This window comes from Longimicrobium terrae (assembly GCF_014202995.1).
GTDB lineage: Bacteria > Gemmatimonadota > Gemmatimonadetes > Longimicrobiales > Longimicrobiaceae > Longimicrobium > Longimicrobium terrae.
In genome coordinates this window covers 239,805-265,858 of sequence record NZ_JACHIA010000001.1, presented here as the reverse complement: position 1 = coordinate 265,858, position 26,054 = coordinate 239,805, and the positions used below count along the sequence as shown (strand labels likewise).

Below are 26,054 nucleotides of genomic sequence, written 5' to 3'. Positions count from 1 at the left end.
GCCATGACGTCCACTTCAGCGCCCGGCGAGGCCCGCGCGCCCCGGCGGCGGGAACCCGTCCGCTCCGGGCAGATCTCGGTAGTGGTGCAGGGGCCGGTGATGGGGGCCCCCGACGCCCCCCCCGCGGCGCGCCTGACGCAGCGCTGCCTGCAGAGCGTGCGCAGGCACCTGCCCGACGCCGAGATCGTGCTGTCCACCTGGCGCGGCTCCGACGTGTCGGGGCTGCATTTCGATGTGCTGGTGGAGAGCGACGATCCCGGCGGGCCGCGCTGCGACGACCCGGCCCACCCGGGATGGGGCCCGGTGTACTACAACGCCGACCGGCAGGCGGTTTCCACGTACCAGGGGCTGCGCGCGGCTTCGCGCCCGTACGCCATGAAGCTGCGCAGCGACATGCTCCTGACCGGAACGGGCTTTCTGCGCTACTTCGGGCGGTACCGCGCGCGCAGCCCGCAGTGGCGCCTGTTCCGCGAGCGGGTGGTGGTGCCCAACTACTTTTCGCGCAACCCGCGAAACCGGCTGCCGTACCCGTTTCACCCCAGCGACTGGTTTCAGTTCGGGCTGCGCGAAGACCTGCTGGATCTGTGGAACAGCCCGCCGCTGGACCCCTCGGTTCCGCGCTGGTACGAGCACCGGCCGCACGCGCCCAACGACCCTGAACCCTGGGTGATGTACCGCTACACCGTGGAGCAGTGGGTGTGGCTCAGCTTTCTGCGCCGTCACGGCGAGGTGCCGTTCGAGCACAAGTGCGACGATTCGCCGGAGGCGCTGGATCTTTCGGACCTGGCCTTCGCCAACAACTTGGTGGTGGCGGACCGGCGCGCGCTGGGCATCCGCTTCGCCAAGTACCCGGTTTCGGTGCAGCACGCCGAGACGCTGTACACACACCGCGAGTGGCAGGCCCTGTACGCCGCCTTCTGCGATCCCGACGCCCGGGTGGAGATGGACCTTCCCCACGTGTCCAAGCGGCTGTACAGCCGCTACCTGGCCGGGGCGCACAGCACGCTGCTGAACCCGCGCATGTCGCGCGCGGGCGCCGTGGTGAGCGCCGGGTGGGAGCGGCGGTCGCCGGCGAGCTTCCGGGTGGCCAAGCGGCTGTACTCGTCGGTGTGGGCGGCGGTGGACCGGATCGCCAGCCGGTGACCCGCGCGCATGGCTGAGCGGCCGCCTCCCCGGCCGGAGGACATCTCGGTGGTGGTGCAGGGGCCGGTGACCGGGCGCCCCGACGCCCCGCATGAGGAGAGGCACACGCTGCGCGCGCTGGAAAGCGTGCGGCGGCACCTGCCCGGCGCCGAAATCGTCCTTTCCACCTGGGCGGGGTCCGACGTGTCGGGGCTTCCGTTCGACCGCCTGGTGGAAAGCGACGATCCGGGAACGTTCCGCTGCGACGCGGATTCGCGGCCGGGCTTTCAGGCGTTCTACAACGCGAACCGGCAGATCGTCTCGTCACGCAACGGGCTGCGCCAGGCGGCCCGCCCGTACGCCATGAAGCTGCGCAGCGACATGGTGCTTTCCGGCACCGGGTTTCTGCGCTTCTTCGGCCGGTATCCGGTGCGGGCGGCGGAGTGGCGGGTGCTGGAGGAGCGAGTGGTGACTGCGGACTGGTTTTCGCGCAGCGTGCGCCGCCGCGTCGCGTACCCCTTTCACCCCAGCGACTGGTTCCACTTCGGCCTGCGCGGCGACGTGCTGCGGCTGTGGGACATTCCGCTGGCGGACGAGGAGATGGTGCGGTGGTACGACCACCACCCCCGCCCCGAGGGGGACGCGGACTGGTGGCTCACCCACCGCTACACGGTGGAGCAGCACAACTGGCTGGCGTTTCTGCGCGGGTACGGCCCGGTGCCGTTCGCGCACAAGACGGACGCGGGCCCGGAGGCGCGCCGCCTTTCGGAGCTGACCATCGCCAACAACCTGGTGGTGGCCGAGGTGCAGGCGCTGAACATCGAGTTTCTGAAGTACCCCATGCAGCTGGCGCACTGGGCCGCGCTGTACACGCACGGCGAGTGGCAGCGGCTGTACCGCGACTGCTGCGACCCCGCCTTCCGCCCCGCGCCCGACGCGCGGCTGGCGTGGAAGCGGGGGTACGACCGCTGGCTGGCGGGGGCGCACCTGGCCCTGCTTTCGCCGCGCTCGTCGCCGGCGCTGCGCGCGCTGAGCGCGGGCGCCGAGTCCCGCTTTCCCGGCGCGTTCCGCGCCGCCAAGCGGGCATACGTGTCGGGGCTGGCCGCCCTGGGGCGACGCCCCGGGAGCTGACTGCCCCGTCCTGTTTTTTTTCGATACGCACACGCGAAGAGTTCCGTGTTGAACCCTACTGAAACGACCCTGATCCTGTGCGGCGGCCCGCCGAACCCCACCAACCTTCCCCTGGGGGCCGGGCAGTCCAACGCCATGGTGCCGGTGAACGGCAAGCCGGTCATCGGGTGGATCCTGGACGAGCTGCTGTTCAAGGGAATCCGCCGCGCCACCGTGGTGGTGCGCGAGGAAAACACCCAGCTGCGCGGCTTTGTGGAGCGGGTGTACCGCGAGCGCATGGAGCTGCGGATCGCCACCGTGCGGGACTCCGGGAGCATCGTGCGCTCCATGCAGGCGGGGCTGGAGGGCGAGACGGAGCCCGGGCTGGTGCGCGTGGTGCTGGGCGACACGCTGATCCGCGACTCGTTCACGGGCGACCGCGACTTCGTGTACACGGCCGAGGTGGAGGATTCGCGGCGGTGGTGCGTGGCGGTGACCGGCGCGGTGGGCGAGGTGGTGCGGCTGATCGACAAGCAGGAGCTGGACGAGCCGCCCTTTCAGGCGCTGGCGGGCTACTACCACCTGCGCGACGGGGCGCTGCTGCGGGCCGCGGTGGATGAAAGCGTGCTGGCCGGCGACACCGAGCTGAGCGACGTGCTGCGCCGCTACATGGCGGTGCATCCGCTGCAGGCGCAGCAGGCGCGCGAGTGGTTCGACTTCGGGCACATCGACAACCTGGTGGGGGCGCGCCGCCGGCTGCTGCAGCCGCGCTACTTCAACGCGCTCACCATCAACCCCGTGCTCAACACCATCACCAAGGTGAGCCAGCACACCAAGAAGCTGGAGGAGGAGCTGGCGTGGTTCCAGCTGCTTCCCGAGGAGCTCAAGGTGCTGACGCCGCGCGTGCTGGCCACGCGCGACGCCGAGGGCAACGTGTCGGTGAGCCAGGAGTACTACGGGTATCCCACGCTGGCGGAACTGTACGTGTACGGCGACCTGCCGCGGGAGATCTGGAGCTCGGTGATGCGCAAGGTGCTGCTCATTCACCAGGAGTTCCGCCGCCACCCGGGCGAGCTGGAGCCGGAGCACGTGCACGCCATGTACGGCGCCAAGACGTGGGACCGGCTGGACGCGCTGCGCGGGCAGGACCCGGCGTGGCAGGAGATGCTGGACGCGCCCGTCATCACCTACCAGGGGCGCGAGCTGCGCAACGTGGACGTGCTGCGCGACGCCATCAACCGCGGCGCGGAGCGGCTGGCGGGGTCGGCGCCCATCAGCATCATCCACGGCGACTACTGCTTCAGCAACATCCTGTTCGACGTCAACAACCAGATCGTGCGGCTCATCGACCCGCGCGGCAGCTTCGGCAAGAGCGGCATCTACGGCGACGCGCGGTACGACATCGCCAAGCTGCGCCACAGCCTGAGCGGGCTGTACGATTTTGTCATGGCCGACATGTTCGACGTGCGGCGCGAAGCGGACGGAAGCTGGACGTCGCAGGTGTACGCCGACGCGCGGCTGCGCTCGCTGGCCGGGGACTTTGACCGCATGGTGGCGGCGCTGGGCTACGACGTGAACGAGATCCGCTTCATCGAGGGGCTTCTCTTCGTGTCGATGGTGCCGTACCACCACGGCCACCCGCGCCGCCAGCAGCTGCTGTACCTTACGGGGCTCACGCTGCTGAACGACGTCCTGTGACCGCGGCCGGGCGCCGGGCGGACGGCCCGGCGGGGACCCGCGGCACGGGGGAGGAGGCGGGCCACATCCCCGCGCTGGACGGCGTGCGGGGGCTGGCCATTCTGGTGGTGGTGTGCGTTCACACCGGGTTCGGAGCGCGGCCGGAGGGGGCGGCGGGGCTGGCCGTACAGCGCCTGTTCTCGGCGGGGTGGGCGGGGGTAGACCTGTTCTTCGTCATGTCCGGAATGCTGATTACCGGCATTCTGCTGGACACGCGCCGCTCGGCGGGGTACTTCCGCAGCTTCTACGCGCGCCGCACGCTGCGCATCTTTCCGCTGTACTACCTGGCGCTGCTGGTGATGCTGGTGATGTTGCCCGCCAGCGGCCTGCTGGGCTCCGCGTCCGGCTCGCACGAGGGCGGGCCGTGGGTGTGGGCGTACCTGCTGAACGTGAAGGTCGTCCTGTCGCCGGGACGGGAGGTCGTTCCCTTCTACATCTTCCCCTTCTGGTCGCTCTCGGTGGAAGAGCAGTTCTACCTGGTGTGGCCGCTGCTGGTGTGGCTGGTTCCCCGGCGGCCGCTGGCGTGGGTGGCGGGGGGGATGATCGCCGCGGCGCTGCTGCTGCGCGTGGCCCTGGTTGCCGCGACGGGCACCAGCGACGCGCCGTACGTACTGACGGTGGCCCGGATGGACGCCCTGGCGGTGGGCGCGCTGATCGCCATCGCGCTCCGCGGGCCGGGGGGTCTGGCGCGCTGGAAGCGGTTCGCGCCCGCCGTGCTCGCGGGGTGCACCGCGGCGGTGCTGGCGCTGATGGCGCGCGCCGGTTCCGCCGACAACCACACCCCCGAGATGCAGACCGCCGGCTACACGCTGGTGGCGCTGGCGTGCGGAGCCCTGCTGGTGATGGTGCTGGCGGCCGGGCCGTCGCACCCGCTGACCCGGGTGTTTTCGCGCCGCGAGCTGCGTTACCTGGGGGCGCGCAGCTACGGGGTGTACGTGTGGCACGTGCTCACGCTGTTCATCATCCTTCGCCTGCGCGTGCTGCCGCGGCTGCTGGGGGTGGAGCCCACCAGCCCGGTGCACCAGGCGCTGATGGCCTGCCTGGTGCTGGCCGCCTCTCTCGCCGTGTCGGAGGCCAGCTGGCGCCTGGTGGAGCAGCCGTTTCTGAAGCTGAAGCGCTACGTTCCCCGTCCGGAGGCGCGGGGCGCGGAGGCAATCCCGGCGGCCGGGCTCCCTGGCGGGAGAGACGGGGGCCGGCCACTCGTTCAACCACGATGACGAACACGGGGGCCGGCCGCGAGCCGGGGCATGTGGCCGCGCTGGACGGGGTGCGCGGGCTGGCGATTCTGATGGTGATGTGGCTTCACTCGTCCATGGGCGCGCGGCCGCCGGGGCGGCCGGAGTGGGTGCAGCACCTGTTCGCCTTCGGGTGGATGGGGGTGGACCTGTTCTTTGTCCTGTCGGGAATGCTCATCACGGGGATCCTGCTGGACACCCGCGACCAGCGGGGCTACTTCGGAAGCTTCTACGCGCGCCGCACGCTGCGCATCTTTCCCCTGTACTACGCGGCGCTGGTGGTGATGCTGGCGGTGCTGCCATGGCTGGCTGGCGGGTGGATGCACGGTTCCGCCGTCCCCGACGAGGGGAACGCGTGGGCCTGGGCCTACCTGCTGAACGTGAAGATCGCCCTGTCCGCCGGGCGCGACGTGGTGCCGCTGTACCTGTTTCCCTTCTGGTCGCTGGCGGTGGAAGAGCAGTTCTACCTGGTGTGGCCGCTGGCCGTGTGGCTGCTGTCGCGGCGGGCGCTGGGGTGGACGGCGGGGGGAATGATCGCGGCCGCGCTCCTGCTGCGGATCGGGCTGGTGACGCGGTACGGGCCCGGGGACGCGCCGTACGTGCTGACGGTGGCGCGCATGGACGCGCTGGGCGTGGGCGCGCTGGTGGCTCTGGCGGCCCGCGCGCCGGGCGGCCTGGCCCGGTGGAAGCCGGCGGCCCCGTGGACGGCGCTGGCCTGCGCCGCCGGGGTATCGGCCATTTCCGTGGCCGCGGGCACGACGGGCAACTACACCCCGTGGATGCAGACGCTGGGCTTTTTGCTGCTGGCCTGGGGCTTCGGCGCGCTGCTGGTGATGGTGCTCACCGCGCCGCCGTCGCACGGGGTGCAGCGCGTTCTGAGCGCCCGCTGGCTGCGGCACCTGGGCGCCCGCAGCTACGGGCTGTACGTGTGGCACACCCTGGTGGTGGTGGGCGTGCTGGGCACCGGCCTGGTGCAGCGGGCGTTCTCCATCCCCGCGGCCAGCGGGCTGTACCCGTTCGGCGTGGCCGCCTGCGTGATGGCCGTTTCGCTGGCCGCCGCCGAGGTGAGCTGGCTGGTGCTGGAAAAACCGTTTCTGGAACTCAAGCGCTACGCTCCGCGCCCCGGGCCCGTGCTGGGCCCTTTGCCCCAGCCGCAGGCGGGATCCGCGGAGCGCCGGATGCTGTCGACCCAACCTCTGCAGAGAAGCTGAATGACAAACTCCGCCGTGACCACGCAGCTGCGCGTGGCCGTCGACCTGGATGGAACCATCTGCGAACTCAAGGGCCCCGGCCAGACGTACGCCGACCTGGCCGTCCTTCCCGGCGCCGCCGAGCGGCTGCGGGAGCTGCGCGCCGCTGGCCACTACATCATCATCATCACCGCCCGCAACATGAAGACGTGCGAAAGCAACCTGGGCAAGGTGATGAAGAACGTGGGCAAGATCACGCTGGACTGGCTGGACGCCAACGGGATCGAGTACGACGAGATCTACTTCGGCAAGGCCAACGCGCACATCTACATCGACGACCGGGCCCATCGCTTCGAGGGATGGAACGCCATCACCCCGGAGATGATCGCCGGGGAGGCGAAGGAGCAGTGAACGTCGTGGTCCCCATGGCGGGGCGCGGCGCGCGCTTCGCCGACCAGGGGGTGCAGACCCCCAAGCCGCTCATCGAGGTGCTCGGCCGCCCCATGGTGGCGTGGGCGCTGGAAGGGCTGGGGGAGCTGGTTTCCTCCGCCCGCCGCGTGGTCTTCGTCGTTCTGCGCGAGCACGACGAGCGCTACGGGCTGCGGGACATGCTGCCCCGCCTGGCCGGCCCCGCCACCGAGGTGGTGGTGATCGACGGGGTGACGGAGGGGCAGCTGGCCACGGTGATGGCGGCCGAGGCGCTGCTGGACCCGGACGACGACCTGCTGGTGGCCAGCTGCGACACCTACGTCGTTTCCCCGCTGGCGCGGGAGATCGCGCGGCGGCGCGAGGACTGCCGCGGCATCATCTCCGTGGCCGACATGCCCGGCGACCGCTGGAGCTTTGCGCGCACGGACGAGACCGGGCGCGTGGTGCAGGTGGCGGAGAAGGAGCGCATCTCCGACCACGCCAGCACCGGGCTGTACTACTTCAGCAGCGCGGGCGAGCTGATGGACACGGCGCGGGAGATGTTCGCCCGGCAGGAAAAGACGCGCGGCGAATACTACGTCATCCCCGTCTACCAGAAGTACATCGAGCGCGGGTGGCGGGTGGACGTGTCGGTCGCGACGGAGATGCACGACATGGGGACGCCGGACGCCCTGCAGGCCTTTCTGGACCGGCGCTGACCGTGGCCGCGGCGGGCGTCCCGAACGATCGGGTCGAGACGGACGATCGCACGGTGCTCTGCTTTGGCGAGGCGCTGTGGGACGTGCTGCCGGACGGGCGCTTCGCCGGCGGCGCGCCGCTGAACGTGGCGTACCACCTTACCCGCTGCGGCGTCCGCGCGCTCCCGGTGACGGCGGTGGGGGATGACGAGCCCGGGCGCGCGCTGGTGGAGCACATCCGCGCTTCGGGGTGCGACACGGCGCGGGTCTCCGTCGTCCCCGGCGCGGCGACGGGGGAGGCCCGGGCGGAACTCGCGGCGGACGGGTCCGCCCGCTACTCGTTCGGCGCGGTGGCGGCGTGGGACCTGATTCCCGCCGCGGACGCGCCGGCCGGGGTGGCCGCCGTCATCCACGGCACGCTCGCGCTGCGGGAGGAGCACAACCGCGCGGTGCTGCGCGGCCTGCTCGCCTCCGCTTCCGCCGCGTGCCGGGTGTATGACGTCAATCTGCGCCCGCCGTACGACGATCCCGCCTTCGTGCTGGGGACAGCGCGGGGCGCGGGGCTGCTGAAGGTGAACGACGACGAACTGCGGCGCCTCCTTGGCGTTGGGGAGGAGGACGGGTCGCCGGAGCGCCTGGAATCCCTCGCCCGCGCGCTGGGGGACCGGGCCGGGTGCCGGCGGGTGTGCGTGACGGCGGGGGCGCGCGGCGCGGGGCTGCTGTGGGACGGGGCGTGGATGTGGGAGGCCGGCCGCCCCGTGCGCGTGGTGGACACCGTGGGCGCCGGGGACGCGTTTCTCGCCCGGCTGGTGCAGCGGGTGCTGCTGGACGGCGCGCCGCCGCATGCCGGACTGCGCGACGCCTGCCGGCTGGGCGAGTTCGTCGCGGCCAGCCGCGGCGCCACGCCCGCGTACCGGCTGCTCCCCGGCGGAACGGTCCGTGCCCCGGGCGCGGAGGATTGACGCGCGGAGGGCGCCGCGCCGGATCTCGTTTCTCCTGATGGGGGACGGCCATGACTGTGAAGCCGGTGACCAGCCGTTCCCTCCGCGACGCCAGCGAGGTGGCGCGGGGAATCTTTGACACGGCGACGGCGGTGGGGGCGGATGGTACGCCCCAGCGGGTGCATTCCGAGATCCGCGAGTCCTTTGCCGACGCGCTCTACCGCGCCGTGCTGGCCGAGCGTCCGCGCGCCGTGGTGGAGGTGGGGATGGCGTTCGGCATCGCCAGCCTGGCCATCCTCACCGCGCTGCGGGAACTGGGGGAGGGCGGCACGCTGATCTCCATCGACCCCGGCCAGAGCACGCAGTGGAAGGGGATGGGGGTGGAGAGCGTGCGACGAGCCGGGCTTTCCGGCCAGCACCGGCTGATGGAAACCTTCGACTACATCGCTCTTCCGCAGCTGCTGGCCGGCGGCGCGGAGCTGGACTTCGCGTACATCGACGGCTGGCACACCTTCGACTACACGCTGCTGGACTTCTGGTACGTGGACCGCATGCTGCGCGCGGGCGGGGTGGTGGGCTTCAACGACTGCGGAATGCGCGCGGTGCACCGTGTGCTCCGCTTCGTGCGGACGCACCGCCGGTACGATCCGGTGGACGTGGGCCTCCCCGCCACCTTTACCGGCCGCAATCCGCTGGCGACCGCCGCCCGCCGGGTGACGGGGCGCAACGACGCGGACCAGTACTTTCGCAAACGCGAGCAGTGGGAGCCGGACTGGAACTTCTACGCCCCGTTCTGACCCGCCCGCCGCGCATCCGGCGCCTTCCCCGGGAAGCCGGAGCGCGCGCGCAGCGGGCTCCGCGACGTGCCGCACCTCCGGTCAGCGCCCGCGGGACGGCGGGGCGCAAGCGGGTCAGCCGTTCGGCCGTTTCCGGCTGATTTCCCGCGGAACGCACGTCCCCGCATCCAACCGCTCCGCGCCGGCCGGACTGGCGCGGAGGGCCGTACGCAGGCATCTTTGCGCGTTCTTTCTCTCCCGGGCCTCCGCGCATCCGTCGTGATTCGCGCCCGCCGGCCGCACGGAGCCCGCCGGGCGCCTTCGCCGGCCGGGGCCGGGCCGGCACCCCCTCCCCGCCGTTCCGCATCCCCCTTTCGTTTCAGACGCGTACGGAATGAATCGAGCCGCCATGTACCTGCTGGCCACACTGTGCCTGCTGCTTTCGGGGTGTGATTCCGCGACCGGATCCGACGGGCTGCGCGCGCTGGCGGTGGAGCCGGACTACCGTCCCCAGTACCACTTCACCGCGCCCACCAACTGGCTGAACGATCCCAACGGGCTCGTCTACTACCAGGGGGAATATCACCTCTTCTACCAGTACAACCCCGAGGGAAGCACCTGGGGGCACATGAACTGGGGACACGCGGTGAGCCGCGACCTGGTGCGGTGGGAGCACCTGCCCGTGGCGCTGCGCGAGGAAGACGGGTGGATGATGTTTTCCGGGAGCGTGGTGGTGGACTGGCAGAACACCAGCGGCTTCGGCAAGGACGGCGAGCCGCCGATGGTGGCGCTGTACACCGGCCACCGCACGCGCGACAACCGGCAGGTGCAGGCGGTGGCCTACAGCACGGACCGCGGGCGCACCTGGACCAAGTACGGGGGCAACCCGGTCATCGACATCGGCTCCACGGACTTCCGTGATCCCAAGGTGTTCTGGTACGAGCCCGGCCAGACCTGGGTGATGGTGGTGGCCCTTTCGCAGGAGCGAAAGGTGCGCTTCTACTCGTCGCCGGACCTGAAGCAGTGGACGTACCTGAGCGACTTCGGGCAGCTGGGGAGCGTCTGGGGCGTGTGGGAGTGCCCCGACCTGTTCCCCCTGGCGGTGGACGGCGATCCGCAGAACGTGCGCTGGGTGCTGGAGGTGGACGTGTCCGGCGGCGGGCCCACCGGCGGCTCGGCGGGCCAGTACTTTCTGGGCCGGTTCGACGGCACCACCTTTACGCTGGACGGATCGGCGGAGCCCCGCTGGGTGGACTACGGCGCGGACTTCTACGCCTCGCTTTCCTGGTCCGACATCCCCCGCGACGACGGGCGGCGGGTGATGCTGGGGTGGATGAACAACCAGTGGTACGCCAATGCCATCCCCACCTCGCCGTTCCGGGGAAGCATGAGCATTCCGCGCGTTCTGGGGCTGGGCTCCACCCCCGGCGGTATCCGGCTGGTGCAGCAGCCCGCGGCGGAGCTGCAGTCGCTGCGCGGCACGCCGGTGCGGGTGGAGGGGCTGGAGCTGGAGTCCCGCAGCGTGCCGCTGGCGGAGCGTGGAGTGGCCGGGCGCGCCATGGAGATCATCGCCGAGTTCGAGGTGGGAACCGCCACCGAGGTGGGGCTCCAGGTTCGGCAGGGCGGAAACGAGGAAACGCTGGTGGGGGTGAACGTGGCGGGCTCGCAGCTGTTCGTGGACCGCACCCGGTCGGGGAGCACCGGCTTTCACCCCGGCTTTGCGGCCCGGCACGCGGGGCCGCTCACCGTGCGCGACGGCCGCGTGCGGCTGCACGTGTTCGTGGACTGGTCGTCGGTGGAGGTGTTCGGGGGCGAGGGCGAAACCGTGCTCACGGACCAGATCTTTCCCACCGGGGTGAACGACGGGGTTTCGGTGTACGCCCGTGGGGGCCGCGCCCGGCTGGTGTCGCTGGAGGCATGGCCGCTTTCCGGCGCCGGCATTCAGGCGCCGTCCGGCAACTGACGCGGGCCGGCGGGTACCCCGGGCCGGCCCCGGCGCGGCGTTCGCGATCCGGCGGCGCGCCCTGATTCAACAGACTGTGACGATGTTCCTGAAACGATTCCGGCGAAAGCCGCGGGTGGCCATCTGCCTTTCGGGGTTCCTGCGTTCCTATCGCGACACGTACGAGTCGTTCATGGAGTGCATGCAGGCGCCGTACGACTGCGACTTGTTCCTGTACGCGCCCGACGTCACGGGGGCGGTGGGCAACCTGGGCGATCCCAAGTCCAAGGTGTGGACCTGGGAAGACTACGAATCGCGGGTGAACCCCGACAGCGTGCGGGCGGCGTACGGCCCCACGCTGCGCCGCATGACCCTGTGGACGTACGACGCGGAGCGGTTCCGGCGGCAGACGCAGGAGCTGGCCGAACTGGACCCGCCGGGGTGGACGGACCGCATCTTTTCCATGTACCACCACGTGCAGCAGGCCAACCGGCTCAAGTGCGAGTACGAGGCGGACCAGGGCTTCCGGTACGACTTCGTCATCCGCTGCCGGCCGGACCTGATGTTCTACAAGGAACTGGACCTGAGCCGGGTGGACCCCCAAGTGATCACCATGCCCCTGGGCGAGGGCTTCGATTCCAAAGGGCGCGCCAACCGCGGCGCCGCGCCGGTGCTGCGGTTCGAGAACGCGGAGCGCGGCGAGCGGATGGAAGCCGGCGCCATGTGCATGAACGATCAGATCGGGGTTTCCAGCTCCCGCAACATGGACGCGTACTCGTCGGTGGCGGACCACGTGGCCGAGTACGCGCGCCGCGGCGTTCCGCTGCACCCGGAGTCGCTGCTGACCTACCACCTCCACTTTGAGCACAAGCTCAAGCTGGAGATGCGGGCGTTCACGGTGTACGAAATCCTGCGCTCCAAGCGCGAAAAGCCGCCCACGGAGGCGGAGCTGCAGAGCGCCGCGGCGCTGGAGCGCGAGCGCGACGAGTGGTTCCAGGCCAACCGGTCGCTGTTTCCCGGCCAGGACGTTCCCCCGGAGTGGAACGAGTACATCGAGATCCAGCAGCGGCAGCGCGAAGCGGGCGAGGGCGGGCCCGCAGTGACGCATGCGGAGCAGAAGCCGGCCGGGTGACCCGCCGCCGCGATCCGGCCGCGGCCTTCCGCGCGTCATGTTCCTTGCGTGGGGGCCGCTGAACGAGCGAGGAGCGGCCTTGCCGCTCCGGGCGCCATGCCGGTGCCGGACGAGCCATCTGCGGAGTGCTTTCGTACAACCATGCAGGCCCCTTCACAATCCGGGAGCGCCGCGGGCCGGCCTTTCCCCTCCGCCTCCGCCGCGCCGCGGGTGACGGTGATGATCACCGCGCACAACCGCCCGGAGGAGCTGCGCGCCACGCTGCGCGAACTTCGCCGGCAGCGGTATCCGTCGCTGGAACTGCTGGTGATCGACGACGCCTCGGCGGAAAGCCTGGAGCCGGTGGTGCGCGCGGAGTGGCCGGAGGCGCGCTTTCACCGCAATCCGCAGAACCTGGGACTGATCGGCAGCCGCTCGCTGGGGATGACCCTGGCGGGCGGCGACTACATCCTTACGCTGGACGACGACAGCGCCCCGGTGGACCCGGACGACATCGCCCGCGCGGTGCGCCGGTTTGAGCGCGAGCCACGGCTGGGGGTGCTCACCTTCCGCATTCACGAGGGGCTGGAGCCGCCGCCCCCCGCGGAGCCGCAGGCCGAGCAGTACATGCACTCGTACATCGGGTGCGGGCACATGATGCGCAGCGAGGTGGTGCGCAGCGTGGGGGCGTACCGCGACTTCTTCGTCTACTACGGCGAGGAGGGCGAGTACGCGGTGCGGGTCATCGACCAGGGGTGGAGTATCCTCTTCTTTCCCGACGTGGTGGTGCATCACCGGCTGTCGCCGCTGAACCGCTCGGAAGGCAAGATCACCGCGTACAACCTGCGCAACAACCTGTGGACCATTCTGCTGAACGTGCCCTTTCCGCGCGCGGCGGGGGAGTTCAGCTGGAAGCTGATGTCGTACGGGATGGAGATCGTGCGGCGCGGCGAACTGCGGTGGGGCGCGTGGGCGATCGGCTCGTTCGCGGCCGGGCTGCCGCGGGTGCTGCGCGAGCGCAAGCCGGTGTCCCCCGCGGGGCTGCGGACGTACGACGCGCTGCGCTTCCGGCGGATTGAGACGGCGCAGGCGCTGGCCGAGGCGCGGCCGCCCTCCGCGGGGGAGCGGTGGGAGTGGTTCCGCACCGTCTGGCTCAGGCGGCGCCGCGGGCGGGGCTTCTGGGACCGCCGCCCCGGCGGCATCGGCAAGTCCCGGTGGGGCACCGAAGCGGAGGAGTGAGCGCGTTCCGGTCGTTCGTGGGGCCCGTCGTTGTCCGGAAATACAGGTTCGGCATGTTCGCCCCGGTGCTCCGCGCGCCGGGGCGTTCCGCGTTCAGGCGCGGGCGCGAGAGGGTTCGCCCTGTCGCGGATCGGCTGCCGCGGGCGCCACGACGCGCGGTGGATCGTGCTTGCCCCGGACTGCGCGGGGTGTAGGTTATCCCGGCCGTGCCGGACCGCCTCGACGGGGGGTGGGGGACCCGGTCCATCCTGGCCCGGATGGGCTCACGGGACGACCACGCCGCACGGCATCCTTCTGAGGAGGCGCCGGAGGCACCTGCACCGGCTGCATAATCTGGCACCGACGAAGGATCTGCTTTCCCCGCGAGAACGGGCGTGCGGGTCGCGACGTTGGCTCGGCGGATGGCAGATCCTTCGGTCGCGCATGACTCGGCGGGACGGAGAGGCCGGCGCACGCTCCCTCAGGGATGACGCCTTTCCGGCGGGGTAGCGGGGAGAAGGGGGCTGCGGGCCGTTTCTCGACACGCGCTCTGGACGGCCAGTGGCGGGCGAGAGAACGGGGCGGAAGTGGTTTCTCGGCCCTGAATCCGCGTCCCCCGTCTTCCGCTGTCGCGGCTCGAGGAGGATGGACGGTGACGGCGGCCGCGCGGTGCTCGTCAGGCCGCGTCGTGCGGCGCCTGTCCGCCGCGTTTGATCGACCGAAAACCCGTCCGGGAAAAACCGCCGAGCGCGGACCCGGGTGGAAGATGGAGCACATGATTCTGTCCCGGGCGGGAGCCACGCCGCCGTCCGGGGCCGCGCCGCGCCGCCAAACCGCGCCGCCCACCGTACCCGTTCGCACCGCTGATGACCGCAGGCACCGCCGCTTCGCCCCCTTCTCCCCCCGCCGCGGGGAATCCCCCGTCGCCGCTGCTGCGGGGGGCGGTGTGGCTGGCGCTGCTGGCCGCCGCAGCCGGGTGCGTGGCGGGGGTGGTGGGCAACGGGCAGATGGGGCTGGAGGCGCTGATGGCCGTGGCGCTGGGGCTGCTGATTCTGGCGCCCATCTTCGTACGGCTGATCCGGGGCGAGTTCGACCTGTTCGAGCCCATGGTGATGGTGTCGGCCGTGTACTTTCTGTACTTCTCGGCCGCGCCGCTCATCCGCTTCGCCATGGACGACATGGTGTTCGTGGGGCGCAACTTTCAGGACGACTACGCCGAGGGGCTGCTGACCATGTTCCCCTGCGTGCTCGCCCTGTGGGCCGGGTACTCGCTCCCCGTGGGCCCGTCCGCGCGCCGGGGCCCCGGGCCCGCGTGGAGCCCGGCCCGGGCGCGCACGCTGGCGTGGGCGTGCGCGGGGTGCGCGCTGCTGTGCATGGTGCTGTGGGCGCGGGTGGCCGGGCGCTCGGTGGGGATCTTCTTTCTCCCCGGCCTCATCGGCTCCGCGTCGGCGGACTCGGAGGGGGGAACGGACGTCGCCTACTTCTTTCTGGCGATCGAGTGGTTCATCCCCGTCCTGTTGATCCTGATGGCCATGGGCGGGCTGCGCGGCCGCGGCCGCCAGCTGGGAATGCTGCTGTTCATCACCATCATCTACATCAGCATCGGATTTCGCTACCGCATCGTGGTGATGTGGCTGGCGGTGGGCATGCTCGCCTACCTGCGAACCGGCAGGCGGCCCAGCGTCCTGCGCATGCTGCCGCTCGGGGTGGCGGGGCTGGCGTTCATCGGGTGGCTGGGGCAGGCGCGCCTGTTCTTTCGCTCCGCCGGCACCATCGGCAAGCTGGGCTTCGACTTCCGGGGCACGCTGCTTTCCGCCATCACCGACACGCGCATCTTCGAGACGTTCATGGCGGTGCAGGACGTGGTGCCCCAGTTCGTGGACCACGCCGGCATCCAGCCCTTCGTGTATCCGCTGGTGCTTCCCATCCCCCGCTTTCTGTGGCCGGGCAAGCCGTACCCCAACTGGCTGCTGGAAATCGGCGGCAGCATCGGGACCAAGGAGGGGCTTACGCTGGGCGCGGCCGTGCCCCACTTCGGCGAGTACTACATGGCCTTCGGGTGGCCGGGAATGCTGATCGGCACCTTCCTCTTCGGCATGGGCGTCAAGGTGCTGTGGCGGTGGTTCAAGGCGGCCCCGGACGATCCGTGGCGGCAGGTGATCTTTGCCCTGCACAACGCCTTTCTGTTTCAGGTCATCATCCGCGGCTACCTGGCGCAGATTGTTCAGGAGTGGGCGTTCTACATGGTGCCCGTGCTGGTGATCATGTGGCTGTCGCGGCGCGCGGCGCGTGGCGGGAAGGATGTGGCGGTTGCCTAGGATTCTGGTGGTGAGCAACAGCCCCACGCCGTACAACGACTCGCTCTACCAGCACCTGGCCGCGCGGCCGGGGGTGGAGCTGCACGTGGCGTACGGGGCGCGGGTGGAGTCGCACCGGCTGTGGAAGCTGGATGAGAACAAGGCGTACGGATACGAGGTGCTTCCCGGCGTGACGGTGCGCGGCTCGCTGCACCTGAACTGGGGGCTGCTGGGGCTGGTGACGCGATTCCGCCCGGACGTGGCGGTGCTCACGGGTTCGTACACGCTCCCCGTGGTGCGCCTGGCGGCGGCGGTGCTGCGGATGCGCGGGATTCCCTGGGTGTACTGGGGCGAGGAGCTGGCGCACGACGACGCCGCGGCGGCGCCCCGGCGCTGGCTGCGCGACCGCATGCGGGGAATGCTGCGCTCCGCGCGCGGGGTGCTGGCCATCGGCTCGCGGGCGTGCACGTCGTACGCGCGGGTGGGGATCGCCCCGGAGCGCATCGCCGACTTCCGCTACTACGCCGACACCGGCCACTTCGCCCTGTCTCCCGACGCGCGGCAGAGCGCCCGCGCGGAAGTGCGGGCGTCCGCTGGCGTGTCCCCGGAGGCGTGCGCGGTGCTGTACGCCGGGCAGATGATCGGCCGCAAGCGGGTGGATACGCTGCTGCGCGCGCTGGCGGAGGCGCCGGACGTGGTCGCGCTGCTGGCGGGAGAGGGGCCGGACCGCGCGGCGCTGCAGGCGCTGGCGCGGGAGCTGGGGGTGGAGGACCGGGTGCGCTTTCTGGGCTTCGTGCAGCCGGCGGAGCTGCCGCGCGCCTTTGCCGCCGCGGACGGCTTCGTGCTCCCCTCGGAGTGGGAGGGGTGGGGCGTGGTGGTGCCCGAGGCGATGGCGGCGGGGCTCCCGGTGCTGGCGTCGGAGCGGGTGAACGCCGCGCTGGACCTGGTGCACCACGGCGAGTCCGGGTGGCGATTCGCGGTGGGCGACGCGGCCGGGCTGGCGGCGGGACTGCGCGCGCTGTCCGCCTCGCCCGGGGCGCGCGACCGCATGTCCGCCGCGGCGCGCCAGGCGGTGCGCGGCGAGGCGCCGCAGGTGGCGGCGGAGCGGCTGGTGCGTCTGCTGGACGCGGCCCGTGCGGGCCGTCCGCTGGCCGGGATCTGATCCCGTCCGCCGCGCCAACGGTGCGGGGAAGAGCGGAAGTCAAAGCCGCGCAACGGGATGGGGGGAGCGCGCGGGTTCCGGCCCGCTGGCGCCCCTGTTTTGCGCGTGGTACGTTTCCGGCTCATGAGGGCCGGTGTTGCGGGAACCTTGTGGCCGTCCGCGCCGCCCGCGCGGTACCATGGCCGGCCATTCGCTGGGGGAGAACGAGTTTGATTCAGGTGAAGCACGGCGCGGCGGGAAGCGCCGGCCGGGGAGGCCGGACGTGAGCCTGCCCCGCGGCAGCCGGCTGTGTTTTGTGGCCGACGGGCGCAGCCCCATCGCGCGCAACTACATTCAGCACTTCATCGCGCGCGGCGATGAGGTGCACCTGATCTCCACCTTTCCCTTTGACGGGGCGGGGATGCGGCTGGCCAGCCTGAACGTGGTGCCGGCCGCATTCGCGCGTTTCGCCGGCGCCAACGCGGGACGGCCGGCGGATGCCCCCGCGCCGGGCGGGGTGGCGCGGATTGCGCGCCAGCTTCGCGCGCGCGCCGTATCCGCCGCGTTCCCGGCCGTGTTCGGGTGGCTGGCCCCGGCCGCGGACGTGGGGCGCCACGTGCACCGCATCCGCGAACTGATCCTGAAGATCGACCCGGTGCTGGTGCACGCCATGCGCATCCCGTTCGAGGGGATCCTGGCGGCGCAGGCGCTGGAAGGCCTGCCGTACCCGCTGGTGATGTCCGTCTGGGGCAACGACCTGGAGCTGTGGGCCGCGCGCTATCCGCTGGTGGCGCGCCTCACCCGCCGCGCCCTGGCCCGCGCCGATGCGCTGCACCCGGACTGCGGGCGCGACCTGACGCTGGCCATGGACTGGGGATGGGATGCCCATCGCCCGGCGGCCGTCTTTCCCAGCAACGGCGGCATCCGCACTTCGCTCTTTCACCCCGGCGAGCCGGACGCGGGCGTGGCCGCGCGGTACGGCATTCCCGCGGGTCGCCCCGTGGTGCTGAACTCGCGCGGCTTTCGCGCGTACGTGCGCAACGACGCGTTCTTCCGCTCCATCCCGCTCGTTCTGCGCCGCCGGCCGGACGCCGTGTTCGCCGCCGTGGCGATGGAAGGGCATCCGCGGGCGCAGCGCTGGGTGCGCGAACTGGGGATCGGGGACGCGGTGCACCTTCTTCCCCGCGTGCCGCCCGCGGAGATGGCGGAACTGTTCCGGCTGGCGGCGGCTTCCGTGTCGCCGTCGGAGTTCGACGGGACGCCCAACACGCTGCTGGAATCCATGGCGTGCGGCGCCTTTCCCGTCGCGGGGAACATCGCCTCGGTGCGCGAGTGGGTGCGCGACGGGGAGAACGGAATCCTGTTTCCCCCCGCGGACGCGCAGGCGCTGGCGGACGCCACGGTGCGCGCGCTGGACGACGCGGAACTGCGCCGCACGGCGGGGGAGCGCAACGCGGCCCTCATCCGCGAGCGCGGGGAGTACGAGGGGTCCATGGCGCGGGCGGAGGCGCTGTACGCGGCCGCCATTCCGGCCGCCGCGGGGCGGGGGACGGCGCCGTGAAGCCTGCCGTGAGCGGTGGGCGGCGGGGCTGGGTCACCATGTTCAACGGATCGCGCGACGGCTACCAGGTGCCGCTGGCGCTGGCGGAAGCCGGAATGCTGGAGGCGCTGGTCACCGACTGGTACTCGCCGCTGGACCGCGGCTGGTTCGGCGGGCTGGCGGCGCGGCTTCCGGCGGGGCTGCGCGGCTACCTGGCCCGCCGCCATGCGCCGGGGCTTCCCTCGTCGCGTGTACGGTCGCGGCGGGGCGAGGCGGTGCGGCAGATGCTGGGCATCGGCTCGCACGAGACGGGCGACGCGCGCCTGGGCGCCTGGGCCGGGCGGCTGGCCTCGCGCCGCGGGGCCGGGCTGCTGGCGTACAGCTACTACGCGCACGCCGCGTTTTCCGCCTATCCGGCGGGAAGCGGGCCGCGCGTGCTGTTTCAGGTGCATCCGCATCCCGCGTCGCTGCGCCGGCTGTTCGAGGAGGAGATGGCGCTGGCGGGCGGCATGGTGGCCACGCTGGCGGACGAGGAGGAGATGACGGCCTCGCCCGCGCGCTTCCGGCAGCTTTCGGAAGAGCCGGGGATGGCGGAGCACTGCTTCGTGGCGTCGGCGTTCACCCGGCGCACGCTGGTGGAGAACGGGGTGCACCCCGACCGCGTCACCGTCATCCCCTACGGCGTGGATCTGGAGCGCTTTCAGCCCCCGGCGGCACCGCCGTTGGGGCCGCTTCGCGTGCTCTTCGTGGGGCAGATGGTGCAGCGCAAGGGGCTTCGCTACCTGCTGGAAGCGTGGAAGCGGGCCGCGCTCCCGGACGCGGAACTGGTGCTGGCGGGGCGCGGGCGGATGGATGATGAACTGCTGGCGCAGTATGCCGGCCTGTTCCGCCTGGAGCGCGACGCGGGGCCGGACCGGCTGCGCGAACTGTATCAGGAGAGCGACATCTGCTGCGTTCCCTCGCTCGCCGAAGGGTTCGGGCTGGTGTACCTGGAGTCGCTGGCCTGCGGAACGCCGGTCATCGGCACGGACAACACCGGCGCGGCGGACCTGGTGCGCGACGGGCAGGAAGGCTTTGTCGTACCCATTCGCGACACGGATGCGCTGGTGGACCGCCTGCGCTGGTGCCATGCCAACCGGGACGAACTGGCCGCCATGCGCACGCTGGCCAGGCGCCGCGCGGAAGAACACTCGTGGCCCGCCTTTCGCCGCGCGCTGGTCGCCGGGCTGCGGGCGCTGGACACGGGTGCTCACCCGGGCTGATGGACGAGGCTGCGCATCGGGTGGACGCACGTCGCGGTTGATGGACGGAATCGCGCGCCTGGCCGATACGGATCGCGGCTGATCGACGGGATCTGCGTTGCGGGCTGAATACCGATCGCGCGGCTGATCGAGGTGATCGCGCGCCAGGCCGGATACGGATCGCGCGGTCGATCGACGGAATCGCGCTTCGGGCTGGATGCAGATCGCAACTGACCGACGGGATCGCGCATCGGGGTCAGATTGCGGATCGCGGTGGATGGGCGGGAGACCCTCGGGCGCTGACGTGCAGGACGGCGTCCGCGCCCGGACGGCTACCCGTTTTCCGCTCGCGTCGCCGGGGATGCCGGTGGTGGGGGACGGCTGGAGAGATCGATGGTCGTCATCTTTCCCGCCGCGCGTCGTTGTTGAGCGTGGGATGTGGATGGAGGAAGACCTCAGCGTGATGGGCCAGCAGCGGCGGGCTCTGGCGGCGGTCGTCCGGCGGTTGAAACCGCGCCTCGAAACACGCGAAGTCCGCCTCCGCGGACTGAGGGCGAGGCGTTGTCGCGGGTCCCGGATGCCGTTGCGGATCGGCGTCCATTGGGCGGCGGAGGGGCGGATGCCCAACGGCCTATATCGGCCGGAACGCGGTTCAACATCGACCGGACCGCCACTCTTGATCGACCGAAAACGCGGCCCCATGTCGACGGTCGGCCGATCTTCATCGACCGAAGCGCGGTTCGTTATCGATCGGAGCACCGGGTTCCATCCACCGGACGCTGTTGTCCGTGAGCGGTGGAACGCTGTTGGACGATGCCGGCCGGAAGCGATGCAGGTGGTTGCCGGACTGACGTTTGCGCGTGCTGGCCGTCAGGTGCGGGGATGGAGCGGGCGGGCGCCAGGAGTTTGCTTGTTCCGGCTGGATGCAGGGCTTACTTTTCACGATTGTGCTGCTCCCGTTACAGTCGCCGGTCTGGCGGCGCGCGGAGGGCGGCGCGGGTGCCGGAAACGGGCAAGGGGCGGGGCTGATGTGCGGGATCGCGGGGTTCTGCGGCCGGTTTGATCCGGACGTGCTGGGGGGAATGATCAGCTGCGTGGCCCATCGCGGGCCGGACGGCGAGGGCCGGCGCATCCTGGAGCCGGGCGGCGAGCGCCGCCGCGTGGGGCTGGCGCACCGCCGCCTTTCCATCATCGACCTGTCCGACGATGGCGCCCAGCCCATGGGCGTCACCTGCGACAGGTGCGGCTCCGACGCGCGCGCCGGCAATCCGCACGCGGGGCTGTGGCTCACCTACAACGGCGAGATCTACAACTTTCCCGAGCTGCGCCGCGACCTGGAATCCCGCGGCCACCGCTTCCACAGCCGCACGGACAGCGAGGTGCTGCTGCACCTGTACGCCGACGAGGGCCCGGCCATGCTGGAGCGCCTCAACGGCATCTTCGCCCTGGCCCTGTACGACGGCCGTCCCAGCGGCCAGCGCGGCGGCATGCGCCCCGGCGACGTCCTCGTGGCGCGCGACGGGCTGGGCGTAAAGCCGCTGTACTACGCGCAGGTGGCGGACGGGCTGCTCTTCGGCTCGGAGATCAAGTCGCTGCTGGCCACGGGCCTCGTTTCGCGCGACCTGGACCCCGCCGCCATCCACTATCACCTCGCCTACCTCTGGGCCCCGGCTCCGACGACCATCCTGAGCGGCGTGCGCAAGCTGCGCCCCGGCTTTGCGCTCATCGTCCGCGACGGCGCCATCGAGCGCGAGTGGTGCCACTACGACCTGCCGTACGGCCGCGAGCGGATGGGCGGCACCGAGGAGGAAGTCGCCCGCGACCTGGCGCGCGAGGTGGAGGCCGCGGTAGACCGGCAGATGGTGGCCGACGTACCCGTGGGCGCGTTCCTTTCCGGCGGGCTGGACAGCAGCGCCGTCGTCGCGATGATGCGCCGCGTGCGGCCGGACTACCGGCCCCGCTGCTACTCCATCGGCTTTCGCGGCGACGGCGAGGTGGAGGGCAACCCGGCGGACCTGCCGTACGCGCGCCGCGTCGCCAAGCACCTGGACGTGGACCTGTGCGTGCTGGAGATCGAGGCCGACGCCATCGGCCATCTGGAGCGCATGCTGTACCAGCTGGATGAGCCGCAGGCGGACCCGGCGCCCATCAACGCCCTGCTGATCGCCGAGCGCGCCCGGGCGGACGGCACCAAGGTCCTGCTTTCCGGCGCGGGCGGCGACGACCTGTTCAGCGGCTACCGGCGCCACTACGCCCTGCGGATGGAGCGCGCCTGGAGCTGGCTGCCCGGCCCGGTGCGCGGCGGGCTGGCCGCGGGCGCGCGCTGGGCCGCGGAAGGCGGAATGGGGATGATGGACCGCCCCGCCGCCCGCCGCGCCGCCAAGGCGTTCGCCTACGCGGACCTGGATACGGACCGCCGGATGGCCAGCTACTTCTGGTGGAGCGGCGAGGCCGTGCGGCGCGAGCTGTACACCCCCGCGTTCGCCGCCGCCACGCGCCACCTGGACACCGCCGCGCCGCTGGTGGAAACGCTCGCCCGCATTCCCGGCGAGCGCGACCCGCTGAACCGCATGCTGTACCTGGAGGCCAAGCACTTTCTGGCCGACCACAACCTGAACTACACCGACAAGACCGGGATGTCGGCCGGAGTGGAGACGCGCGTGCCGCTGCTGGACCGCGAGCTCATCGACTTCGCCACGCGCATTCCGCCGGAGATGAAGCAGCGCGGGCGGGTGGGCAAATCCATCTTCAAGAAGTCGATGGAGCCCTTTCTGCCGCACGACGTCATCTACCGTCCCAAGACCGGGTTCGGCGCGCCGCTGCGCGGATGGCTGCACGGCGAACTGCGCGACATGCGTGACGATACCCTGAGCGCCGCGTCTCTTTCCCGCCGGGGCTGGTTTGAACCCGCCGCGGTCGCGCGCCTGCTGGAGCGCGACCGCCGCGGTGAGGTGGACGCCGCGTACACCATCTTTTCGCTGATGTGCATTGAACTGTGGTGCCGCATGTTCGTCGATGCGCCCCTTCCCGTGCGCGCCGCCGCCTGATGCCGTCACTGCTCTGGGTAAACCACTTCGCCGTTTCGCCCGCGCAGGGCGGCGGCACGCGCCACTTTGAGCTGGGGCGCGAGCTGGTGCGGCTGGGATGGGACGTCACCATCGCCGCATCGGACTTTCACCTGCACTCGCGCCGCTACGGCAGCCGCGACAGCGCCGCCGACACGGCCGGCAAGGACGAGGTCATCGACGGCGTGCGCTTCCGCTGGCTGTGGGCGGCGCCGTACCAGGGCAACGACTGGCGCCGGGTGCACAACTGGCTCTCGTTCAGCCAGCGGGTGCGCGGCTACCGGGATGCCAAGGCGGACGTGGTGATCGGCTCCTCCCCGCACCTGTTCGCCGCGCTGGCGGCGGAGCGATTGGCAAAGAAGCGCGGCGTGCCGTTCGTCTTTGAGGTGCGCGACCTGTGGCCGGAAAGCCTGACCGCGCTGGGGCAGGGCCGGGGGATGACGTACCGCGTGCTGGACCGCATCGCCGCCGGGCTGTACCGCCGCGCGGACCGCGTGCTGGTGCTGGCGGGCGGCTCGGCGACGTATCTGCGCGAGCAGAAGGGCGTTCCCGCCGAGCGGCTGGTGCACGTTCCCAACGGCGTGGACGTTTCCGCCTACTCGCGCATCGAGCGGCCGGACCGGCGGACGATGACGCTGGTGTACACCGGCGCGCACGGCCCCGCCAACGGGCTCGACACCGTCCTCCAGGCGGCGGAAATGCTGGCCGGGCGGCCGGAGATCCGCTTTCTGCTCGTCGGTGACGGCCCCGCCAAGCCGGCGCTGGTGGAAGAGGCCGCGCGGCGCGGATTGAAGAACGTGGAGTTCCGCGACCCCATCTCCAAGACGGCGATGCCCGCGCTGCTGGCGGAGGCGGACGCCGGATTGATGGTGCTGCGCGAGGCGCCGCTCTTCGCTTTCGGCGTGAGTCCCAACAAGCTGTTCGACTACTTCGGCGCGGCGCTCCCCGTGGTCTGCAACGTCCCCGGCGAGGTGGCGGAGATGGTGAGCAGCGCCGGCGCCGGCGAGCAGACGGCGGATTCGTCCGCCGCGGCGCTGGTGGCCGCGGTGGAGCGCCTGGCCGCGCGCCCGGCCGGCGAGCGCCGCGCGATGGGCGTGGCGGGACGCGCCTGGGTGGCGCGCGAACACGACCGCCCCGTCCTGGCCGCCCGGCTGGACGCCATGCTCCGCTCGCTGCTTCCGGCGCATGCTTCCCGTTGACCGCTGGCCACGGGCCGTGCGCACGCTCGCCCGTACGTACGGCGCGCGCGGGGCCGTCCTGCGCGCCGTGCACGAGGGACGTCGCGCGGCGGGCCGCTTTCGTCCCGCGCCGCGGCACGCCGTCGCGGCGGAGATGGCCGGCGCGCACCCGTTCCGTGTGGACACTGGGAGATTGAAGGCCTCCACGGACCTCGCCGGGGCGGCGGAGCGCGGGGATCAGGTCGTCCGCGGCTTCCATCAGGCGTACCGGTGGACGTGGCGCCCGCTCCCTGCCGACGCTGCGGGGTGGAGCACGCATCCATCCACCGGCCACGCCTTTCCCTCCGCCGCGCCGTGGTGGACGGTGCCGCACATGGGCGCCGCCTCGGGCGACATCAAGGACCTGTGGGAGCCGGGCCGCTTCGCCTGGGTCTACGACCTCGTCCGCGCCTCCATGGTGACGGGCGACGCGCGCTACGCGGAGGACTTCCGCCGCCGCTTCGCCGTCTGGCGGGAAAGCAGTCCGCCCTTCCGCGGCCCGCACTGGTCGTGCGGGCAGGAGACGGCCATCCGCGCCTTCGCCCTGCTGTACGCGGAGGCCAATCTGCCGCACACGCCCGGCCTCGCCGAAACGCTTTCCGCCTCCGGCGAGCGGATCGCGGACGCCCTGGGCTACGCGGTGTCGCAGCGCAACAACCACGCGATCAGCGAGGCCGCTGGCCTTGTCGCACTGGGCGTGCGCTTTCGCGGCACCCACCCCGAGGCGGAAGAGTGGCTGCGCCGCGGGCACCGGTGGATGAATACGCTGGTCACCGAGCAGTTCGCCGTGGACGGATGGTACGTGCAGCACTCCTTCACCTACCTGCGCCTGGCGCTGGACCAGTGCGTCCTGGCCGAGCGGGCGCTGCGGTCGGCGGGGCTGCGGCTCGCCCCCGCGGCGGCGGAGCGCATCGCGGCGGCGGTGCGCCTGCTGCTGGCCGTCATCCACCCCGCGACGGGGCACGTGCCCAACCACGGGGCCAACGACGGCGCCTTCGTGCATCCCGTGACGCTGGCGGAGTACCGCGACTTCCGTCCCGTGCTCACCGCCGTCTGCGCCACGTGGGGGCTGCCGCTTCCCGCCAACGTGCGGGCGTGCGCGGAAACGCTCGCATGGCTGGGGCTCGACGCGCCGCCCGCCGGCCCCGCGCTGGGCGACGGCGTGTGGAGCGGCCCGTCCGGCTGGGCCGCCGTCCGTCTGGGAGAGGCGCAGGCCTTCATCCGCGCGGGCGAGTACGACAGCCGCCCCAGCCACCTGGACCCGCTGCAGCTGGACGTCCGGCTGGCGGGAAGAGAAGTGGTGGTGGATGCGGGGACGTTCGCCTACAACGGCCCGCCGCCGTGGAAGAACGGGCTGGTGAGCGCGCGGATCCACAACGGCCCGGTGCTGGACGGCCGCGAGCCCGGCGTGCGCGGCCCGCGCTTTCTGTGGTACCTGTGGCCGGAAGCGCGCGTCCTCCGCGCGGAAATCCGCGGCGCGCAGGCCGTCCTGGAGGCAGAGGTACCCGGCCGCATGCGCCGCACCGTGCACGTTTCCCCCTCCGCCGTGCGCGTGGTGGATGACGTGCAGCCCGGCGTGGCGGAGCAGGCCGAGGTGCGCTGGCTGCTGCATCCGGACGCCGATCCGCGCTCCGTCCAGGTGGAAGGCGGAGCGGAAACGGCGGCCGCCGCGGAAGGCGATCCGGCGGGATGGTACTCCCCCGGCTACGGCGTGCGCCTCCCCTCGCGGACCGTGCACGCCGGCCGTCCGGCCAGGGAAGGCGTGCGGATCGTGACGACGATGGCGGCCGGCGGTGTCTGATGCGCGTCGTTTCCGTGGAGGATGGAACGCGGCGGGGGGTGGCCGCGCGCGCCTCCTCATCCCTCTCCCAAACGGCCTGAAAGGGATGGGGATGATGCGGGTTGATGGAGCGGGCGCGGACCCGCTCCGGTGCGCCGCTCTCCCGGACCGTCCGCAAACGACCGTCGCCGCCACGCGCGGATGGCCGCAAACGGGTCGGCGGACGAGGGTTGCGGGCGCGAAGCCGACGAGCGCCCGGGAGGGGAACACGGACGGCAGGGGCAC

Annotated in this window: 20 protein-coding genes; 19 read left to right on the top strand and 1 reads right to left on the bottom strand. The window is 71.7% G+C overall.

Annotation, left to right across the window (positions count from 1 at the left end):
• The first annotated feature begins 3 nt into the window (after positions 1 to 3).
• From HNQ61_RS01115 to HNQ61_RS29425, 16 genes are all read left to right on the top strand, one after another.
• Positions 4 to 1,143: a WavE lipopolysaccharide synthesis family protein gene (locus tag HNQ61_RS01115; protein ID WP_170030849.1), complete on the top strand. Its 1,140-nt coding sequence runs from the start codon at positions 4 to 6 to the stop codon at positions 1,141 to 1,143.
• Positions 1,144 to 1,152: 9 nt separating this feature from the next.
• Positions 1,153 to 2,253, top strand: coding sequence for a WavE lipopolysaccharide synthesis family protein (locus tag HNQ61_RS01110; protein WP_170030847.1), 1,101 nt, complete (start codon positions 1,153 to 1,155; stop codon positions 2,251 to 2,253).
• A 48-nt stretch (positions 2,254 to 2,301) separates the two neighbouring features.
• Positions 2,302 to 3,930: a phosphotransferase gene (locus HNQ61_RS01105; RefSeq protein ID WP_170030845.1), complete on the top strand. Its 1,629-nt coding sequence runs from the start codon at positions 2,302 to 2,304 to the stop codon at positions 3,928 to 3,930.
• Positions 3,927 to 5,186, top strand: a complete 1,260-nt coding sequence (locus HNQ61_RS01100) for an acyltransferase family protein (RefSeq protein ID WP_170030843.1) — start codon at positions 3,927 to 3,929, stop codon at positions 5,184 to 5,186. Before HNQ61_RS01105 ends, HNQ61_RS01100 begins: the two co-directional genes overlap by 4 nt.
• Positions 5,183 to 6,415, top strand: a complete 1,233-nt coding sequence (locus HNQ61_RS01095; protein WP_170030841.1) for an acyltransferase family protein — start codon at positions 5,183 to 5,185, stop codon at positions 6,413 to 6,415. The genes HNQ61_RS01100 and HNQ61_RS01095 overlap by 4 nt, the downstream gene beginning before the upstream one ends.
• A complete protein-coding gene (locus tag HNQ61_RS01090; protein WP_205761093.1) occupies positions 6,416 to 6,805 on the top strand; it encodes an HAD family hydrolase in 390 nt (129 codons plus the stop codon).
• On the top strand, positions 6,802 to 7,521 hold the full coding sequence (locus tag HNQ61_RS01085; RefSeq protein WP_170030839.1) for an NTP transferase domain-containing protein: 720 nt from the start codon (positions 6,802 to 6,804) through the stop codon (positions 7,519 to 7,521). The genes HNQ61_RS01090 and HNQ61_RS01085 overlap by 4 nt, the downstream gene beginning before the upstream one ends.
• 2 nt (positions 7,522 to 7,523) lie before the next feature.
• On the top strand, positions 7,524 to 8,462 hold the full coding sequence (locus HNQ61_RS01080; RefSeq protein ID WP_170030837.1) for a PfkB family carbohydrate kinase: 939 nt from the start codon (positions 7,524 to 7,526) through the stop codon (positions 8,460 to 8,462).
• A gap of 50 nt (positions 8,463 to 8,512) precedes the next feature.
• Complete coding sequence (locus HNQ61_RS01075; protein WP_170030835.1) at positions 8,513 to 9,238, top strand: O-methyltransferase; 726 nt, start codon at positions 8,513 to 8,515, stop codon at positions 9,236 to 9,238.
• Between the two features lie 373 nt (positions 9,239 to 9,611).
• Positions 9,612 to 11,180: a glycoside hydrolase family 32 protein gene (locus HNQ61_RS01070; RefSeq protein ID WP_170030833.1), complete on the top strand. Its 1,569-nt coding sequence runs from the start codon at positions 9,612 to 9,614 to the stop codon at positions 11,178 to 11,180.
• Positions 11,181 to 11,262: 82 nt separating this feature from the next.
• Positions 11,263 to 12,291 carry a hypothetical protein gene (locus HNQ61_RS01065; protein WP_170030831.1) on the top strand — a complete coding sequence of 343 codons (1,029 nt, stop codon included), beginning with the start codon at positions 11,263 to 11,265 and terminating at the stop codon, positions 12,289 to 12,291.
• A gap of 96 nt (positions 12,292 to 12,387) precedes the next feature.
• A complete protein-coding gene (locus HNQ61_RS01060; protein WP_338088064.1) occupies positions 12,388 to 13,509 on the top strand; it encodes a glycosyltransferase family 2 protein in 1,122 nt (373 codons plus the stop codon).
• An 845-nt stretch (positions 13,510 to 14,354) separates the two neighbouring features.
• Positions 14,355 to 15,806: an O-antigen polymerase gene (locus HNQ61_RS01055; protein ID WP_170030827.1), complete on the top strand. Its 1,452-nt coding sequence runs from the start codon at positions 14,355 to 14,357 to the stop codon at positions 15,804 to 15,806.
• The gene (locus HNQ61_RS29080) at positions 15,799 to 16,947 is read left to right on the top strand and encodes a glycosyltransferase family 4 protein (protein ID WP_170030825.1); all 1,149 of its coding nucleotides are present in this window, start codon (positions 15,799 to 15,801) and stop codon (positions 16,945 to 16,947) included. The genes HNQ61_RS01055 and HNQ61_RS29080 overlap by 8 nt, the downstream gene beginning before the upstream one ends.
• Before the next feature lie 262 nt (positions 16,948 to 17,209).
• The gene (locus HNQ61_RS01045) at positions 17,210 to 18,487 is read left to right on the top strand and encodes a glycosyltransferase (protein WP_170030822.1); all 1,278 of its coding nucleotides are present in this window, start codon (positions 17,210 to 17,212) and stop codon (positions 18,485 to 18,487) included.
• Complete coding sequence (locus HNQ61_RS29425) at positions 18,484 to 19,728, top strand: glycosyltransferase (protein WP_170030820.1); 1,245 nt, start codon at positions 18,484 to 18,486, stop codon at positions 19,726 to 19,728. Before HNQ61_RS01045 ends, HNQ61_RS29425 begins: the two co-directional genes overlap by 4 nt.
• On the opposite strand, the gene HNQ61_RS01035 is transcribed toward HNQ61_RS29425, so the two are convergent.
• Positions 19,716 to 19,958: a hypothetical protein gene (locus tag HNQ61_RS01035; protein WP_170030818.1), complete on the bottom strand. Its 243-nt coding sequence runs from the start codon at positions 19,956 to 19,958 to the stop codon at positions 19,716 to 19,718. The two genes, HNQ61_RS29425 and HNQ61_RS01035, sit on opposite strands and share 13 nt — an antisense overlap.
• Before the next feature lie 777 nt (positions 19,959 to 20,735).
• Here HNQ61_RS01035 and asnB point away from each other — a divergent pair.
• From asnB to HNQ61_RS01020, 3 genes are read left to right on the top strand one after another with little or no spacing between them, the layout of a single operon-like run.
• Positions 20,736 to 22,754 carry an asparagine synthase (glutamine-hydrolyzing) gene (gene asnB / locus HNQ61_RS01030; RefSeq protein WP_170030816.1) on the top strand — a complete coding sequence of 673 codons (2,019 nt, stop codon included), beginning with the start codon at positions 20,736 to 20,738 and terminating at the stop codon, positions 22,752 to 22,754.
• Positions 22,754 to 23,971 carry a glycosyltransferase family 4 protein gene (locus HNQ61_RS01025; RefSeq protein ID WP_170030814.1) on the top strand — a complete coding sequence of 406 codons (1,218 nt, stop codon included), beginning with the start codon at positions 22,754 to 22,756 and terminating at the stop codon, positions 23,969 to 23,971. Before asnB ends, HNQ61_RS01025 begins: the two co-directional genes overlap by 1 nt.
• A complete protein-coding gene (locus HNQ61_RS01020; protein WP_170030812.1) occupies positions 23,958 to 25,790 on the top strand; it encodes a heparinase II/III domain-containing protein in 1,833 nt (610 codons plus the stop codon). Before HNQ61_RS01025 ends, HNQ61_RS01020 begins: the two co-directional genes overlap by 14 nt.
• Positions 25,791 to 26,054 lie beyond the last annotated feature (264 nt).

What these genes read in the sequence shown, in the direction of transcription:
- HNQ61_RS01115 (WP_170030849.1), top strand. Translation starts at nt 4, where the DNA reads ATGACGTCCACTTCAGCGCCCGGCGAGGCCCGCGCGCCCCGGCGGCGG.
- HNQ61_RS01110 (WP_170030847.1), top strand. Translation starts at nt 1,153, where the DNA reads ATGGCTGAGCGGCCGCCTCCCCGGCCGGAGGACATCTCGGTGGTGGTG.
- HNQ61_RS01095 (WP_170030841.1), top strand. Translation starts at nt 5,183, where the DNA reads ATGACGAACACGGGGGCCGGCCGCGAGCCGGGGCATGTGGCCGCGCTG.
- HNQ61_RS01090 (WP_205761093.1), top strand. Translation starts at nt 6,416, where the DNA reads ATGACAAACTCCGCCGTGACCACGCAGCTGCGCGTGGCCGTCGACCTG.
- HNQ61_RS01075 (WP_170030835.1), top strand. Translation starts at nt 8,513, where the DNA reads ATGACTGTGAAGCCGGTGACCAGCCGTTCCCTCCGCGACGCCAGCGAG.
- HNQ61_RS01070 (WP_170030833.1), top strand. Translation starts at nt 9,612, where the DNA reads ATGAATCGAGCCGCCATGTACCTGCTGGCCACACTGTGCCTGCTGCTT.
- HNQ61_RS01065 (WP_170030831.1), top strand. Translation starts at nt 11,263, where the DNA reads ATGTTCCTGAAACGATTCCGGCGAAAGCCGCGGGTGGCCATCTGCCTT.
- HNQ61_RS01060 (WP_338088064.1), top strand. Translation starts at nt 12,388, where the DNA reads ATGCCGGTGCCGGACGAGCCATCTGCGGAGTGCTTTCGTACAACCATG.
- HNQ61_RS01055 (WP_170030827.1), top strand. Translation starts at nt 14,355, where the DNA reads ATGACCGCAGGCACCGCCGCTTCGCCCCCTTCTCCCCCCGCCGCGGGG.
- HNQ61_RS01035 (WP_170030818.1), bottom strand. Translation starts at nt 19,958, where the DNA reads ATGCGCGATCCCGTCGGTCAGTTGCGATCTGCATCCAGCCCGAAGCGC.
- asnB (WP_170030816.1), top strand. Translation starts at nt 20,736, where the DNA reads ATGTGCGGGATCGCGGGGTTCTGCGGCCGGTTTGATCCGGACGTGCTG.
- HNQ61_RS01025 (WP_170030814.1), top strand. Translation starts at nt 22,754, where the DNA reads ATGCCGTCACTGCTCTGGGTAAACCACTTCGCCGTTTCGCCCGCGCAG.
- HNQ61_RS01020 (WP_170030812.1), top strand. Translation starts at nt 23,958, where the DNA reads ATGCTTCCCGTTGACCGCTGGCCACGGGCCGTGCGCACGCTCGCCCGT.